The 15,966-nt window shown below is 69.8% G+C and carries 14 protein-coding genes; 4 read left to right on the forward strand and 10 right to left on the reverse strand.

Annotated features, from left to right (window positions below; genetic code table 11):
- Positions 1 to 20: 20 nt before the first annotated feature.
- The 4 genes from ACFVBH_RS36360 to ACFVBH_RS36375 form a co-directional block, all read right to left on the reverse strand.
- Positions 21 to 902 (reverse strand): short-chain dehydrogenase/reductase, encoded by an 882-nt coding sequence (locus ACFVBH_RS36360; RefSeq protein ID WP_379009799.1) that lies wholly within the window; start codon positions 900 to 902, stop codon positions 21 to 23.
- A complete protein-coding gene (locus ACFVBH_RS36365) occupies positions 902 to 2,365 on the reverse strand; it encodes a flavin-containing monooxygenase (RefSeq protein WP_379008860.1) in 1,464 nt (487 codons plus the stop codon). The genes ACFVBH_RS36360 and ACFVBH_RS36365 overlap by 1 nt, the downstream gene beginning before the upstream one ends.
- A gap of 20 nt (positions 2,366 to 2,385) precedes the next feature.
- A complete protein-coding gene (locus ACFVBH_RS36370) occupies positions 2,386 to 3,369 on the reverse strand; it encodes a PDR/VanB family oxidoreductase (RefSeq protein ID WP_379009804.1) in 984 nt (327 codons plus the stop codon).
- A 245-nt stretch (positions 3,370 to 3,614) separates the two neighbouring features.
- Entirely contained in the window at positions 3,615 to 4,505 is an 891-nt protein-coding gene (locus ACFVBH_RS36375; RefSeq protein WP_354987841.1) for a metal-dependent hydrolase, read from the reverse strand.
- A 98-nt stretch (positions 4,506 to 4,603) separates the two neighbouring features.
- Here ACFVBH_RS36375 and ACFVBH_RS36380 point away from each other — a divergent pair, with 98 nt between their 5' ends.
- The gene (locus tag ACFVBH_RS36380) at positions 4,604 to 5,218 is read left to right on the forward strand and encodes a helix-turn-helix domain-containing protein (RefSeq protein WP_354987840.1); all 615 of its coding nucleotides are present in this window, start codon (positions 4,604 to 4,606) and stop codon (positions 5,216 to 5,218) included.
- Here ACFVBH_RS36380 and ACFVBH_RS36385 read toward each other — a convergent pair.
- From ACFVBH_RS36385 to ACFVBH_RS36400, 4 genes are all read right to left on the reverse strand, one after another.
- The gene (locus ACFVBH_RS36385; protein WP_379008863.1) at positions 5,185 to 5,952 is read right to left on the reverse strand and encodes an alpha/beta hydrolase; all 768 of its coding nucleotides are present in this window, start codon (positions 5,950 to 5,952) and stop codon (positions 5,185 to 5,187) included. The two genes, ACFVBH_RS36380 and ACFVBH_RS36385, sit on opposite strands and share 34 nt — an antisense overlap.
- 86 nt (positions 5,953 to 6,038) lie before the next feature.
- Entirely contained in the window at positions 6,039 to 8,540 is a 2,502-nt protein-coding gene (pheT, locus tag ACFVBH_RS36390) for a phenylalanine--tRNA ligase subunit beta (protein ID WP_379008865.1), read from the reverse strand.
- A gap of 45 nt (positions 8,541 to 8,585) precedes the next feature.
- The gene (gene pheS, locus ACFVBH_RS36395; protein ID WP_354987837.1) at positions 8,586 to 9,647 is read right to left on the reverse strand and encodes a phenylalanine--tRNA ligase subunit alpha; all 1,062 of its coding nucleotides are present in this window, start codon (positions 9,645 to 9,647) and stop codon (positions 8,586 to 8,588) included.
- A 247-nt stretch (positions 9,648 to 9,894) separates the two neighbouring features.
- Positions 9,895 to 11,343 carry an MFS transporter gene (locus ACFVBH_RS36400; protein ID WP_354987834.1) on the reverse strand — a complete coding sequence of 483 codons (1,449 nt, stop codon included), beginning with the start codon at positions 11,341 to 11,343 and terminating at the stop codon, positions 9,895 to 9,897.
- Between the two features lie 183 nt (positions 11,344 to 11,526).
- Here ACFVBH_RS36400 and ACFVBH_RS36405 point away from each other — a divergent pair, with 183 nt between their 5' ends.
- Together ACFVBH_RS36405 and ACFVBH_RS36410 are read left to right on the forward strand one after the other, a co-directional pair.
- Positions 11,527 to 12,279 carry a hypothetical protein gene (locus tag ACFVBH_RS36405; protein ID WP_354987833.1) on the forward strand — a complete coding sequence of 251 codons (753 nt, stop codon included), beginning with the start codon at positions 11,527 to 11,529 and terminating at the stop codon, positions 12,277 to 12,279.
- A gap of 87 nt (positions 12,280 to 12,366) precedes the next feature.
- Positions 12,367 to 12,936: a TetR/AcrR family transcriptional regulator gene (locus ACFVBH_RS36410; protein ID WP_354987832.1), complete on the forward strand. Its 570-nt coding sequence runs from the start codon at positions 12,367 to 12,369 to the stop codon at positions 12,934 to 12,936.
- Here ACFVBH_RS36410 and ACFVBH_RS36415 read toward each other — a convergent pair.
- Entirely contained in the window at positions 12,933 to 14,492 is a 1,560-nt protein-coding gene (locus ACFVBH_RS36415) for an APC family permease (protein ID WP_379008869.1), read from the reverse strand. The genes ACFVBH_RS36410 and ACFVBH_RS36415 overlap by 4 nt on opposite strands.
- A 31-nt stretch (positions 14,493 to 14,523) precedes the next feature.
- Complete coding sequence (locus tag ACFVBH_RS36420; protein WP_379008871.1) at positions 14,524 to 15,090, reverse strand: hypothetical protein; 567 nt, start codon at positions 15,088 to 15,090, stop codon at positions 14,524 to 14,526.
- Positions 15,091 to 15,239: 149 nt separating this feature from the next.
- Here ACFVBH_RS36420 and ACFVBH_RS36425 point away from each other — a divergent pair, with 149 nt between their 5' ends.
- Complete coding sequence (locus tag ACFVBH_RS36425; RefSeq protein WP_354987829.1) at positions 15,240 to 15,782, forward strand: YceI family protein; 543 nt, start codon at positions 15,240 to 15,242, stop codon at positions 15,780 to 15,782.
- The last annotated feature ends 184 nt before the right edge of the window (positions 15,783 to 15,966 follow it).

A 15,966-nucleotide genomic window follows, 5' to 3' on the forward strand; every position in this document is an offset into this window, starting at 1 on the left:
TTCGCGGCCCGGCGGCGTTCTCAGAAGCGCACCCGGCGCTGTTCGACCCGGCGCAGCAGATCGTGCACCCGGGGATCGGCGGTCAGCGCCCGATCCAGGGCCACGTTCACCAGGCCGCGCAGCATCGCGTACGGCATCCAGCCCAGCGGCGCGATGGTGCGCGGGGCCCGGCGCTCGATGCCGTCGGCGATGATCTCGGCCGCGCGTTCGGAGCTGATCCGCACGCTCAGCGGCCAGGGCAACAGGTCGTCCAGCTCGGCGCCGAGTTCGTCGCGATCGAGGGTGGCCCGGGTCATCTCGGTCTGCACGATGCCGAAGTACGCGATGCCGGCCGTGGCGCCCCACGGCGCGAGTTCGACCCGCAGCGCCCGGCCGAGCTGCTCCACCGCCGCCTTGCTGATCATGTACGGCGCGCCGGCCATGCCGGGGGCGAAGGCGGCGCACGAGGACACCACCACCACGTGCCCGCGCGCGTTCACGATGTGGTCCAGCGCCGGGCGCACGGTGTTGAACACACCGGTCAGGTTCACCCCGAGCACACGATCGAAATCCGCGCCGTCCATGGTGCGCAGGGTGGCCGGGCGCGGCACCACACCGGCGTTGGCGACCACCACGTCCAGGGTGCCGAAGTGCTCGACGGCGCGAATCACGGCCTGGCGCATGGCGTCTCGATCCGTCACGTCGGCGGCGACGGCCAGGGCGCGCTTGCCGAGCCGGTGCGCCATGGCGTCGACGGCGTGCCGGTCGATGTCCACCAGCACCACACGCGCGCCGCGTTCGTGCAGCAGCAGCGCCAGGTCGTGCCCGATGCCCTGTCCCGCCCCGGTGATGAGCACCGTCTGCCCGTTGACCCGATTCGCGGCCGGCGAATTGGGGGACAGCAGTCCCAGCAATGACAACATCACTTGCTCACCTCGTACGATTCACTGTCGAATGCGGCTGTGCGACGACGATATTGGAAGCTCCAGTTGGGGTAGAGCCCGGCATTGAGTCCGTCGGCGGTGGTGTAGTAACTCTGGCAGCCGCCGGTGAGCCAGACCGTGGCGGTGCTGCGGCGCGCCATCTCCGCCAGGAACGCCTGCTGCACCCGGGGACGAACCTCCACGCGACGGGCGCCGGTGGCGCGCAACTGCTTCAAGGCGTCGACGATGTAGGCGATCTGCGACTCGATCATGAAGATGGCGGACTGGTTGCCCGCCGCCCCGAACGGGCCGAGCGTGCAGAAGAAGTTCGGGAATCCGGCGACCGCCACACCCAGGTAGCTCTGCGGCTGTTTGTCGTAGAGCTGCGCCAGACTGCGGCCGTCGGTTCCGATGTAGCTGTCGTACGCGGTGGGGATGGAGGTGAATCCGGTGCCGAACACGATCGTGTCGACCTCGTGTTCGGTGCCGTCGCGCAGCACGATGGAGTGCGGGCGCACCTCGGCGATGCCGGTGGTGATCACCTCCACGTTGGGCTGATCCAGGGCCGGGAAGTAGGCGTCGGAGAAGATGGCGCGCTTGCAGCCGATGACGTAGTCGGGCAGCAGTTTCGCGCGCAGGGCCCGATCGCGAACCTGGCGTTGCAGCTGCCAGCGGCCCAGCGCCTCGTAGGGGTGACGGAACCGCTGATCGACCAGGGAGATGAGCCCGAAGGTCTCGATGGCGGAATAGAACCCGCCGCGAATCAGGCGCTGGGCCAGCGGAACACGCTCGAGTAGCAGGCGCTCGAGGCCCGAGGTGTGCCGGTCCATGCGCGGCACGATCCAGGGCGCGGACCGCTGAAACAGCAGCAGCTCGCGCACGCGGGGCTGGATCTCCGGCACGAACTGAACCGCGGACGCGCCGGTGCCGATGACCGCGACCCGCTCGCCCGTGAGATCGTGGTCGTGATCCCAGTGCAGGGAGTGGAAAGCCTTGCCCGCGAACGTCTCCAGGCCCGGCAGCGCGGGGTACTTGGCCTCGGCGAAGATGCCGGTGGCCGAGAGCAGGAAGTCCGCGGTGAGCGGGCCGTGACTGGTGGCCAGGTGCCAGCGGGACTCGTCCTCGTCCCAGCGGGCGTGCAGCAGTTCGACGCCGAAACGCATGTGCCGCAGCACATCGTGCTCGGTCGCCACCGCCCGCAGGTATTCCAGGATCTCGCGCTGCTGACCGTAGGTGCGCGACCACTTCGGGTTCGGCGCGAACGAGTAGCTGTACAGGTGCGACGGCACGTCGCAGGCCGCGCCCGGGTAGGTGTTGGCCTGCCAGGTGCCGCCGAGGTCGGCCGCGCGTTCGAGGATGACCAGATCCTCGAATCCCGCCTCGCGCAACTTGATCGACAGGCCGATGCCGCCGAAGCCGGCGCCGATGATGACGATGGGCGTGTGTTCGACCGTGGAGGTCATCGCCTTCGAGTTCCCTTCGCTCACAGGTCGAGCACCAATTCGTCGCCGGCCGCGCGCGAGACGCACAGCAGCATGCGGTCCGCCCGAGCCGATTCCGAGAGCAGCCGATCGCGATGATCGATCGCCCCGGCGAGCACCCCGACCTCGCAGGAGCCGCAGAAGCCCTGCTGGCAGGAGTAGGCCACATCGGGCAGCTGCCGCCGGACCGCGCTCAGCGCGGTCTCGTCCGCACCCACCCGCACGGTCCGCCCGCTGCGGTTCAGCGTGAGCCCGAATTCCCGGCCGCCGACCACCGGGAGCGCCGAAAAGCGTTCGGTGTGCAGCGATCCGGTGGGGTTGAGCTCGAACATGCACGCCTGCGCGGCGGCCAGCATGGGCGGCGGTCCGCACACGTACACGGCCGCCCCCGGCGCGGCCGTGGCGAGCAGCTCGGCCACATTCGGCGGACCGTGTTCCTCGTCCGCGAGCACCAGCGCGTCCGGGACGACATCCCGGAACGGCATGGAAGCGAGCGAGCGCCCGGTGTAGACCAACCGCCCCCGCGACCCGGCCGCGAGCGCCATCGGCAGAATCGGCGTGATACCGATCCCGCCCGCCAGGAACAGGTAGGACGGCGCGTCCACGAGCGTGAAGGCGTTGCGCGGCCCGCGAATTCGCAGCCGGTCCCCCACCCACAGCGCGTCGTGGATCTCGGCCGAGCCGCTGCCGTCCGGAATCCGCCGGACCGCGATGCGATACCGGTAGCGGTCGGCCGGATCACCGCACAGCGAGTACTGCCGCTGCTTACCCGAGGGCAGAAAGACATCCAGGTGCGCGCCGGGCCGCCAGCTCGGCAGCGGCCGGCGATCGGCGGCGTAGAGCGACAGGCTCACCACCCCGTCCGCCTCGATCGTGCGCGCGCCGACGACCATATCCAGGTCGAATCCGCCGCGCCGCACCGGATTCGAGCGCGAGAGCACGGGGGCGGCGGGGCCGGAGACGAAGACCTTCAGGTACGCGTCCATCACCGAGCCGAGCAGCCGGAGCCCGGCCCCCGGGCCGGTCGTCCTCGACACCGCCGTCCCGGATCCGGCCGGCGCCGTGGGACGGCTCGCACCCGGCTTCGCCGCCGCGTAACTTCCGTCCGCGGCAGGAACGTGGGGACCCCCACCTCGCATCGCATCCACGCGACCGCCTCGCGGTGTCGCGACGACCCCCGCGCCCGTCCCGGCCGCATCGTCGAGGCCGTGCTCCGCGGGTACCCCCGCCATCACCGGGCCGCCCGGGCCGCGGGCGAGTGGGCGAGGTAGCGCAGGGCGTTGTCCATCGGACCCAATTGGGAGGGATGGAAGCCGGGGCGCAGGTAGCGCGGAAGCTCGGTGAAAAATACTGTCCAGCTAGGGATTACGCCGCGCTTGGTGGCGTCGAGGAACTGCCGGCCCCAGGAGCGGCCCTTGTCCGGGGTCGGGTCCTTGCGGTAGAGGTAGCCCGCCGAGACGATGAACAGCGGCAGCAGGGTGGCGCTGGCCAGGATCGCGGTCCGCGCCTTGCGCGCGTAACTCCCGTCCACGTGCATGAAGGCGTCGTAGACGACGCTGCGGTGCTCGACCTCCTCCGCGCCGTGCCAGCGCACCAGATCCAGCATGGCCGGGTGCATGCCCTTGGCCTCGAGGATGTCGGCTTCCAGGAGCCATTCGCCGAGCACCGCGGTGTAGTGCTCCATGCCGGCGAACAGGCCGAGCCGTTCCTTGAGCCATTCCTGCTTGGCGCGCCCGGCGAGCCCGTGGTCGCCGAGAATCCGGTCCACCAGCCAGGCGATGGCGTCGACGTAGGTATCGACGTCCAGCCCGATATCGCGCAGATGATTCCGTGCGGCCTCGTGGCTGCTGGCGTGCATGGATTCCTGGCCGACGAAGCCGGTCACCTCCTCCCGCAGGCGCTCGTCGTCGATGTACGGCAGCGCCTCGGCGAGCGCGGCGGCCATGGCGCGCTCCCCTTCCGGCAGCACCAGGTGCATCACATTGACGATGTGCGTGGCCAGGGCCTCGCCCGGAATGTAGTGCATGGGAACGGATTCGAAGTCGAAGTGCACATCGCGCGGAGCGATGGCGTGTGCTTCGTCGCGGTACTGGCGCCGCGTTGCGCCGTCCTGATCGACCATGTGTCGAACCGTACAGTGCAACAAATAGCATTGCAATGTTGCAGCAACAGATCGCTCCAGATTGTTGCAGTTCGCCTCGATTTTGCTAGCGTTGAACCGTGCCGACCGCCTCGAACACCCCCGCGAGCCGCGTTACCGAAGATGATCGGACCCTGATCCTGGACGCCGCGCTGCGCCAATTCGAACGCGTCGGGGTCAAGAAGACGACCCTGGAGGACGTCGCCCGCGAAGCCGGGGTCGACCGAGTGACGGTTTACCGCCGCATCGGCTCCCGCGACGACCTGGTCCAGGCGGTGTTCAATCGCGAAGTGGGCCTGGTGCTCACCGACCTGGCGCAGATCCCCGACCGCCACGACACCCTCGACGGCATGCTGGTCGAACTGTTCCTGGGGGTCCTCACGCACTGGCGCGAACATCCGGTCGCCACCCGCATGCTGACCCTGGAACCCGACCGCGTGCTGACCAAACTCAGCGTCGAGGGCAGCGAGGTCTTCACCCTCGCGGTGGGCGTCACCGCCGCGCTGCTGGAGAACGCGGTCGAGCGCGGGCTACTGGCCCCGGCGGACGATCTGACCACGCGCGCGGAAATCGTGTGCCGCCTGGTGCATTCGCTGATCCTGCTGCCGCGGGCCACCATCGCGCTGGACACCCGCGAGCAGATCGAGGGTTTCGCCCGGACCTACCTGCTGCCGATCGTGGCGCCGACCCACTGAGCCAGCGCACCGGACCAGCCCGGAATGGCGACCAGATCGTTGTGGCCGCCACCGGGATAGATGATGAGCTCCTTGGGCTCGGGCGCGGCCGCGAACAGCGCGCGGCCCATGCGCACCGGCAGCAACTCGTCGGAGTCCCCGTGCATGACCAGCACCGGGCAGGACAGCCGCCGGATGCGCTCGATGCTGGGATAGGCGTTGGGCACGAACATCTTCGGCAGGAACGGGTACACCGCCCCGGCGGCATCGCGCAGTCCGGTGAAGGTGGACATCAGCACCATGGCGGCGGGCGGATGGGCGGTCGCCAACTCCAGGAGCACGCCCCCGCCGAGCGACTTCCCCAGGTAGACAACCTTTCCGGAATCTATCCCGGGCTGGGCCAGCAGCGCTTCGCGGGCCGCGCGGGCATCGAGGTAGGTGCCGCGCTCCCCGGGACGGCCGGTGCTGCGGCCGAATCCGCGATAGTCGAACACCAGCACGTCGAACCCGGCCGCCGAGAGCATGGCCAGGATCGGCGAGCGATCCCCGATATTGCCGGCATTGCCGTGCGCGAACAGCAGGTGCCCCAGCGGTTTTCCGGCCGCGCGCACGAACCAGGCGTTGACGGTCTCACCGTCCGCCGTCGGCAGGTACAGATCCTCGTACGCCAGCCCGAAGTCCGCGGGCGTCATGACGATGCGACGCCCCGGGTGATAGGTCAGGGCATTGAGGACGGGGGTGGCCGGATGTCGCATGTGTTCTTTCCTACCTCGCGAATCGGCGATGGCCCGCCGCGACACCCGTGAGCGCCCGCGACGGGCCATCGCCCGAACTCGAATCGCTATCCGCGCAGCACCGCGCCGACCGTGTCGGCCGCGGCGGCGACCGCGGCGTCACGGGCCGCGCTCGCCTCGTCCTCGGTGAGGGTGCGATCGGCGGCCCGGAAGCGCAGCGCGTAGGTCAGGGACTTGCGGCCCTCGCCCGCCTGCGCGCCCTCGTACACGTCGAAGAGCGAGATCTTCTCGAGCAGCTCGCCCGCGCCACCGCGCAGCGCGCTCTCCACGGCCGCGGCCGGAACCGACTTCTCCACGCTCACCGACACGTCCTGCAGCACCGCCGGGAAGGCGGAAACCACGGGGGCGGGCCGCAATTCGCGCACCGGCAGGGCATCGAGGTCGATTTCCACCGCGCAGGTGCGCGGCGGCAGGCCCGACCGCTCGAGCACGGCCGGATGCAGTTCACCGGCGTGACCGACGACGACGCCGTCCACCACCAGCTCCGCGCAACGGCCCGGATGCCACGGCAGGTACGCCGCGGCCCGGCGCTCGATGACGACGTTGGCGGCATCGGCCACGGCGTCCACGAGCGCGAAAGCATCACTCGCCTCGACGATCCGGCCCTGGCCCCACGGGCCCTTCGGCTCGCGGCGACCGGTCAGCACGACCGCGATCTGCACCGGCTGGTGCGGCAGCGAGGCGTCGAGTCCGGCGATCTCGGCGTCGGTGGGCCGCCGGTCCACCGGCAGCAGCCCGACCGGCGCGGTCTGCGGCGTGGCCTGCACGACCTGCGCGATGCCGTAGATGGCGAGGTCGCGCTCACCGCGAGAGATGTTGCGGGCGGCCACTTCCAGCAGTCCGGGCAGCAGGGTGGAGGCCAGCTCGGGGCGATCGGCATCCAGGGGGTTGAGCACACGCAGGGTGTTGCGGCGGGCGTCGTCCTGCGGCAGGCCCCAGGTGTCGAAGACCTCGCGGGACATGAAGACCGGCGGCGGCACCTCGACGCAGCCCTCGAACGCCAGCGCCCGGCTCACCGCGCGGCGGCGGCGCTGTTCGGGGGTCAGGCCGCGACCGGCCGGGGCGGCCGGCAGCACGGACGGAATCTTGTCCAGCCCCTCGAGCCGCAGCACCTCCTCCACCAGATCGACGGGCTGGGTGAGGTCGGGCCGCCAGCTCGGCGGGGTCACCGACAGTTGCGGGTGCCCGGCCTCGCTGACCCCGACCTCGACCGCGCAGCCCACCTGCTGCAGGCGACGCGTGGACGCGCCGGGCTCGTAGTGCACGCCGGCCACGCGGTCGGCCAGGTCGATGTCCATGGTGATGACGGGCGCGGCGGGAACCGGCACCCGTACGTCGGTGAGCACGGATTCGACCGTGCCACCGGCGATCTCGGCGAGCAGCGTGGCCGCGCGATCGAGTGCGGCGATATTGAGCTCGGGATCCACCACGCGCTCGAACCGGCGGCTCGCCTCCGAGCCCAGCTTGTGCCGGCGCGCGGTGCGGGCCACGGCGATCGGGTTCCAGGTGGCGGCCTCGAGCACGATGTCGGTCGATTCCCCGCCGACCTCGGTGCTCGCGCCGCCCATGATCCCGGCCAGGGAGATGACGCCGGAATCGTCGGCGATCACCACGTCCTCGGCGTCGAGGGTGCGCTCGACGCCGTCCAGGGTGCGCAGGGTCTCGCCCTTGCGCGCGCGGCGCACCACGAGGCCGCCCGCGACCTTGACCGCGTCGAAGGCGTGCAGCGGCTGGCCCAGTTCGAGCATGACGTAGTTGGTGACGTCGACCGCCGGAGAGATCGGGCGCACGCCCGAGAGCAGCAACCGGCGCTGCAACCACCAGGGGCTCAACGCCTTCGGGTCCACACCGGTCACCCGGCGCACCGCGAAACGGGTGCACAGCGACTCGGGCTCGAGCGTGACGGGCCAGGCCGGCGCGTCGGCGTCGGGCAGCAGGCGCACCGCCGGATCGCTGAACTCCAGGTCGAAGCCGCAGGCCAGGTCGCGGGCCAGGCCGCGAGCGGAGAAGGCGTAGCCGCGGTCCGGGGTGATGGCCAGCTCGATGACGGTGTCGTCCAGGCCCAGCAGCGCGTTGGCGTCGGCGCCCGGCTCGGCGGTGCCCGGGCGGAGCACCAGGATGCCGTTGGCGTCCTTGCCGATGCCGAGCTCGGCGACCGAGCAGATCATGCCGTTGCTGGTGTGCCCGTAGGTCTTCCGCGATGTGATCGTGAAGCCGCCGGGCAGCACGCCGCCGGGCAGGATCACCACGACCAGGTCACCGACCGCGAAATTGCTCGCGCCGCAGACGATCTCCTGGAGCTCCGGATTGCCGACGTCGACCTTGCAGAAGCGGATCGGCTTCTTGAACTCGGTCAGCTCGGTGATCTCGGCGACCCGGCCCACCACCAGCGGGCGCTCGATATCGCCGTCGATCCGCTCGAGCGAGTCGACCTCTTCGACCTCCAGGCCGACCCGGACGAAACCCGCGTCGAGCTCGTCCGGCGTCACCGACCACTCGGGGGTGGTGCGCTGCAGGATTTCCGTCAGCCAGGACTGCGCTACTCGCACTTGACGTTTCGCTTTCCGTGTTCAGGGGATGGGAAGTGTGGCGCGCTAGGACTGGATGCCGAAGGGCAGCGTGAAGCGCACGTCGCCCTCGACGATGTCGCGCATGTCCGACAGTCCGTTGCGGAACTGCAGGGTGCGCTCCAGACCCATGCCGAACGCGAATCCGGTGTACACCTCCGGATCGATCCCGCTGGCGATGAGCACCTTCGGGTTGACCATGCCGCAGCCGCCCCACTCGACCCAGCCCGGTCCGCCCTTCTTGTCCTCGAACCACACGTCCACCTCGGCCGACGGCTCGGTGAACGGGAAGAAGCTGGGACGCATGCGCGTGGTGGTGTTCGGGCCGAACAGCGCGCGCGCGAACGAATCCAGGGTGCCCTTGAGGTGCGCCATGGTCAGGCCCTTGTCGATGGCCAGACCCTCGACCTGCGAGAACACCGGGGTGTGCGTGGCATCGAGCTCATCGGTGCGGAAGGTCCGGCCCGGGCACACCACGTAGATCGGCAGCTCGCGCGTGAGCATGGATCGCACCTGCACCGGGGAGGTGTGAGTGCGCAGCACCTGGCGCGAGCCCTCGGGCGCGATGTGGAAGGTGTCCTGCATCGTGCGCGCGGGATGATCGGGCAGGAAGTTCAGGGCGTCGAAGTTGAAGTGCTCGGTCTCGACCTCGGGACCCTCGGCGACCTCCCAGCCCATGCCGACGAAGACGTCGGCCACGCGCTCGGAGAGCACGGCGATGGGGTGGCGCGCGCCGGCGGGCGCGCGGCGGGCGGTCACGGTCACGTCGATGGCCTCGGCGACCAGTACGGCCGCGTCGCGCTCGGCGAGCAGTTCGGCGTTGCGGCCCTCGTATGCCTGCGACACCCGCTGGCGAGCCACGTTCACGAGCTTGCCCGCGTCGGCCTTCTGCTCCTTCGGCAGCGTGCCCAGCGAACGCTGGGCCAGCGAGATCGGCGACTTGCCGCCCATGAACTCGGTCTTGGCGCTCGCGAGCGCCTCCAGGTCGGCGGCAGCGGCGAACGCCTTCTCAGCGGCCTCCGCGGCGGCGGCGAGGGATTCCTCGGTCAACGCCACACTCTGCTCGGCACGGTCGATGTCGTCGGCCACGATGGTTCGTCACTCCCCTGGCTGGTACGGGTCGGGCGGTTTGCCGCCCCCATTCTTGCTGGTCGAATCGTAGGCGTTGTACTCAGCCCACTTCACATGCTTTTCTCCCAGGCAGCGCGCACCCTCGCGGCGTGGTGCGCGCCACCCGCGCGGGTCAGGCGACGGGGAAGCGAATCGCCCCTTCCGGCGGCGTTGCCGGAAGGGGCGATCGGTTCCCGGCATCGGGTCGCCGGGCCGTCGGTCGGGCTCAGTGGGCGAAAGCCGCCGTCTCGCCGGTCTTCGCGCCGGCGGCCGGGCGGCCGGGCAGGAACGCGGCGACCACCGCGCCGACCGCGACGATGCTCGCGCCCACCCAGACCGCGGGTACCAGGCCGTCGACGTAGCTCTGCGGGTCGGTGTAGGAACCGTGCGAGGCGAACACCGAGGCCAGGATCGCCACGCCCAGGGCGACGCCGACCTCGCGAATCGTGCTGTTGGTGCCCGAGGCCATGCCCTGATCGGCGGCACTCGCGCTGGACATGACGACCGTCGCGGCGGGCGCGAAGGTCAGGCCCATGCCGACGCCGCCCATGATGAACGGCAGCACCAGCGCGCTGTAGGCGACGTCGGCGCTGGTGATCAGCGCCATCCAGCCCAGGGCGCCGGCCAGCAGCACCTGGCCGGTGGCGACCAGCACGCGGGGACCGACCCGGTCCACGAACAGTCCCGCGAGCGGGGCGACCACCATCGGGGCCATGGTCCAGGGCATGGTGCGCACCCCGGCCTCGAAGGGGCTGTAGCCCTTGACCACCTGGAAGAACTGGGCCAGCAGGAAGATCGAGCCGAACACGCCCACCGAGAAGGTGAGCATCGTGGTGTTGATGAGGCTGAAGCCGCGGTTCGAGAACAGGCGCAGCGGCAGCATCGGCTCGGCGGTGCGGCGCTCCCACACGATGAAGGCCACGAAAAGCACCGCGCCACCGAGCAATCCGCCCAGCACCGGGGCCGAGGTCCAGCCGTCGTCGGCGCCGTGGATGACGCCCCAGACCACCGCCAGCACGCCGCCGGCCGACAGCAGCAGCCCGGCGATGTCCAGACGCCTTGTGCTGCCGAAGGATTCATCGAGCACACGGGCCACGAACGGCAGCGCCAGAATGCCGATCGGCACGTTCAGCCAGAAGATCCACTGCCAGCTCAGCCCGTCCACGACCGCGCCGCCCACCACCGGGCCCAGCGCCACACCGAGTCCGGCGATGCCGCCCCAGATGCCGATGGCCGCGCTGCGCATCTTCTCCGGGACCGCCGCCGCCAGCAGCGGTAGCGACAGCGGCAGCACCGCCGCCGCGCCGAGCCCCTGCACCGCCCGCGCCGCGATCAGCATCCACGGCTCACTGGCGACCGCGCAGGCCGCCGAGGCCGCGGTGAACACCGCGATGCCGATCAGGAACAGCCGCCGCCGCCCGATCCGGTCGCCGAGCGCCGACGCGGTCAGGATCAGCGAGGCGAACGACAACGTGTAGGCGTTCACGAACCACTGCAGATCCGACAGCGAGGCGCCGAGTTCGGTGCGGATCACCGGCAGCGCGTTGGTGACGACCAGATTGTCCAGCGTCACCATGAACATCGGAATGCCCACGGCCACCAGGACCGCGGCCAGGGACCGCGGCGGCTTACCGGCCACCGTTGCCCCCGAGGAGTTTTCGAGTGTCGAAGTCATGACCAACCCTTGTTGTTATCGACTGATAACTAGAGAGTATGCATCGACTGATAACAAGTCAACAGGCGATCGCGGACACCCCGGCCGCCGGGCGGCGTACAGCGCCGACTCGCCCCACATCACCCGCGTACACCCGATAGGCTCGGCAAGCACAAGTCCACGAACATGTTTGGGGTGATTCCAATGACCACCGTCGTCGAAGAACTCGTAACCAAACTGCGGACGCTGGCACAGCGGCGATCCGAAGTGGTTCAGCTGTTCTCCGGGTTCAGCGACAGCGAGCTCGACGCGTTTCCGGTGCCGGTGGCCGAGCCGGAGCGGTCGCTCCTGCGGCAGGTCGGCGGATTATTGGTGGAGGGCGAGTACTTCGGGCCGGGACACGAGCGCCGCGAGCTCGACGAACCGCCGCGCTGGGACGGCGCGGTGGGCGGCGAGTCCGACACCGGGCCGAAAGGTTCTGCGCTGCAGCTGTATATGGCCCGCGGCTCGGGCGACCACTACTTCGTGGACATCGACCGCGAGACCGGCCACTGGGGCCCGATCCTGGGCAGCTCCCCCGATTTCGACGCCACCCTGGCCCTGCAGGCGCGCTCACTGGTCGACTGGTGGACGGCCCTGGCCGCCGGCATCGACGCCACCCCCGCCGACGAGGACTACGAGTTCGACGACGTCCTGGACAACGAGAACCCACACCTGGCCACCGCCCTCTACCCGTGGGATCACCGGCACTCCGAAGCCAAGCCCGTCCCCTGCTCCGATCTGGTCGCCGACCTGAATCCCGAAGAGCGCCAGTACTTCACCGATCTGCCCGCGGGCGCGCTGGCCATCGACCTGGCCGCGGTCACCCCGCCCGCCCTGCTGGATGTCCGGGTGTCGGAAAAGTACGAACGCCGGGGCAACGGCCGCTTCCTGCTCATCACCGAGCCCGAACGCTGAACACGGAGTCTCACCCGGCAAGTACGCATTGACTGATAACATATACCGGGCGAGAACGATTCCCCAGCGACGAGGAGCCCGGCTGCCATGACGAAGACACGGATGACCGCCAGCGAGCGGGGCGAACAGGTGCTCGAGGCCGCCATTTCCGCGTTCGCCGAATCCGGTTACGCCGCAACGAAAACCGATGAGATCGCGCGCCGGGCGGGAGTGTCGCAGCCGTACGTCATCCGACTGTTCGGGACCAAGCAGCAGCTGTTCCTGGCCGCACTGCGCCTGGGGTGCGACCGCATCGAAGAGGTCTTCCGCGAGGCCGTCGAACAGGCCCCAGCCACCGCCACCCCCGACGAGCGGCTGCGGGCCATGGGCCAGAGCTACAACATCTTCCTGACCGAACGCGCCCGCCCGCTCATGCTGCTGCACGGTTTCGCCGCCAGCAGCGACCCGGCCATCGGCAACGAGGTGCGGGAGCGATTCGGCCGCATCTACACCCTCGCCCGCGACCTGACCGGCGCCTCGATCCTCGAGGTCCGCCGATTCATGGCCACCGGCATGCTGCTCACCGATATGACCGCCATGCAGGTGGTCGGTCCCGACGCGGTCGACGCGCCCTGGGCCCGGGACCTGCTGGACAACCTCGAGGAACTGGGCGACTAGCCCGCCCGGCCCGGCACCGGGGCGTCGGCCTCGATGATCTCCTCGGTCGGGGCGGGCAGCTCGCGGGCGAGCACCTCACCGCGGAAGAACGGCGGCATGAGCCCGGCCAGCGCCAGGTAGATCGGGACACCCAGCGCCAGCGTGCCGACGCCGAGCAGGAAGGTGGCCCCGATCTCCCAGTGCGGCGCGAAGGGCAGCTGCCACGAGGACCCCGCGTCCTCGACCCACCAGGAGGTGACCGCGGTCCAGGCCGCGGCGAAGAGCAGCGCACAGCCGCCCACCGCGGGCAGCACGCCCTTGACGATGAAAGTCCTTGCACCGGAAGCGAATCGATCGCGATAGAGCCACGCGCAGCTGAGGCCGGTGAGTCCGTAGTACACCCCGATCGAGATGCCGATCGCGGTGACCGCCTGCGCGATCAGCCTGCCACCGGAGGCGAAGTTCAGGGCCACGTACAGCACCACCGAGGCCGCGCCGAACACGATCGTCGAGAACGACGGGGTACGGAAGCGGGGATGGATCCGCCCGAACGCGGCGGGCAGCGCGTGGTGCAGCGCCATCGAGTAGGTGGCGCGGGCGGTGGGCAGAATCGTGGTCTGGGTGGACGCGGCCGCCGAGGTGAGCACCATCAGGAACAGCAGATGCACCAGCACGGCGCCCACGACCCCGTCGCCGAACACCGCCTCGCCCAGCGCGCCGAGCACATCGTCGGCGTGGTACGGATTCGCCAGGCCCAGCCCGGTGGTCCCGGTCCCCGCGAACGCCTGGCTCGCGACCGTGACCAGCAGATACAGCGCGACCAGGGTCACGGTCGACAGCACCGCCGCGCGCCCGGGCGTGCGGCGCGGATCCACCGTCTCCTGATTCACCGCGACCGCGGAATCCCAGCCCCAATAGATGAACACCATCAGCAGCATGGCCGTCACGAAGTCCGAGAACGACCCGAGCTCGAACGGGTTGAACCAGGACCAGTGCGGCAGACCCGACCCGGCCGGCCCGTGCCCGAGCGCCACCCGCGCCAGCGCCACCACCGAGAACACAACGAGCATGCCGAATTCCACGGTGAGCAACCACGATTGCAGCCGCGCCGACACATCGATTCCGTACAGCGCCACCAGGGTCATGACCACCAGATAGGCAATACCCAGCAACAGCACCCACGGGCTGGTCGCGTCCGCCCCGATCCCGTGCGCACCGACCAGGTGGAAGGTGAACTGCGAGCTGATCTGCGCCAGGCTCGCCATCACCAGCAGATCCGAGACGACGATCGCCCACCCCGACATCCACCCGGCGAACGGCCCGAACGCCCGCGTCGCCCACACGAACGTGGTGCCCGGATCCGGTTCCACCGCATTGAGTTCCCGATACCCGATGGCCACCAGCAGCATCGGCACGAACGCCAGCAGCACGATCACCGGCGCCTGCGCGCCCACCGCGACCACCACCAGCCCGAGGGTCGCGGTGATGCTGTACGCGGGCCCCGCCGAGGCCACCCCGATCACCACGCTGGAGGCGAGCGAGAGCGCGCCTGAGCGCAGGGTACCGGGGGACGTCACCGGGTCAGCCTAAGGGCAACCGTTCAGCACACTAAATCGCCGTGCCCGGCCCCCGCCCCGGGAAGAGCGCCTTCAGCCCCTCGTCCAACTGCCGGACGTTCTGCAGGTTCTTGCCGTAGTCGACCGCGGTGCCGGGGAACCTGGGCCGGCTCTCGATGCGCACCTCGGTGCGGCCGTCGCCCAGGGACAGCACGGTGGCCGACAGCCGTTCGCCCCAGCTCTTCCAGGAGAACCCCGTGCGGGCGTCGATGCGGCCCGCGGTCACGTCGCGCTGGGACACCCGCGCGCCTGAACCCTGGATCAGATGATCGACGGCCTCGAACACCGCGATCGGTTCCGCGATCAGAACCGTGGTGAGCTGCTGGCGGACCGGCGCGTTCGTGGCCGACTCGCCGCCGATCCGGCGCACCGACCGAATGCTGATGGTGCCGAGCAGCAGGGCCATGATCGCGCCGAAAAGCAATCCGCCCACCACGCCCACCAGTACGGCGCCACCGGCGCCGCCGCCGAGGATCACGAAATAGCCGGCCAGGAGGACACCGAACAGCGGAGCAGTCCGGACGAAGATTCGGGCGTAGACACGCGTTGCATCGCTCACTTCAGTACCCTACCCGCGCGTAACTTGTGCCCGCACCGAGGCGGGCGCCCGAGCGCGACCACCACAGACCCGGACATACCCGGCGAGCTGCGGAAACACGCGGGAACCGGTGCGGCACAGGGGCATAGACGCCGCCTAGTCTGTGCGCCATGACGACCTCCGAGCAGACAGTTATCGCCCCCGGCTCCTGGACCCTCGACACCGCGCACTCCGCCGTGCACTTCACCGTCAAGCACCTCGGCATCTCGAAGGTCCGGGGCCGGTTCAACCATTTCGACGCCGGATTCATCGTCGACGAGAACGGCGCCGCGGCCATCGAGGCCACCATCTACTTCGACTCCTTCGACACCGGCAACGAGTTCCGCGACAACTACGTGCGCGGCGCGGACATCCTCGATGTCACGAAGATCCCGCACCTGACCTTCCGGGTACCCGAGCCGGTGGCCATCACCGACGAGTTCGACGTCACCGGCCTCAGCACGATCGGCGACGTCAGCAAGCCGGTCACCCTGCACGTGGAATGGGGTGGGGTGCAGCTGTTCCCGCTCGACAACAAACACCACGCCGGCTTCGCCGCCCGGGGCACGATCGACCGCAGCGCGTTCGGGATCGCCCCCGGCATCCCGACCATGCTGGTGAGCGACACCATCGAGATCGAGCTCGACATCCAGCTGATCGAGCCCGGCAACTGACACCCGCCGTGGCGGCGGCGCGGTTGCCGCCACCACGGTTCAGCGGCGCGCGGTGAGACGGTCACGACCTCGACCCGGCCCCTTCGAAACGGCCTGCCCGAAACTCCGGAAACCCCTGACAGCCCTGCCCCACACCGGATTTCCCGGTATTCGGCACTCCCTAGCGCCGCGGAGCCGGGATCCA

This window comes from Nocardia sp. NPDC057668, assembly GCF_042799795.1.
GTDB lineage: Bacteria > Actinomycetota > Actinomycetes > Mycobacteriales > Mycobacteriaceae > Nocardia.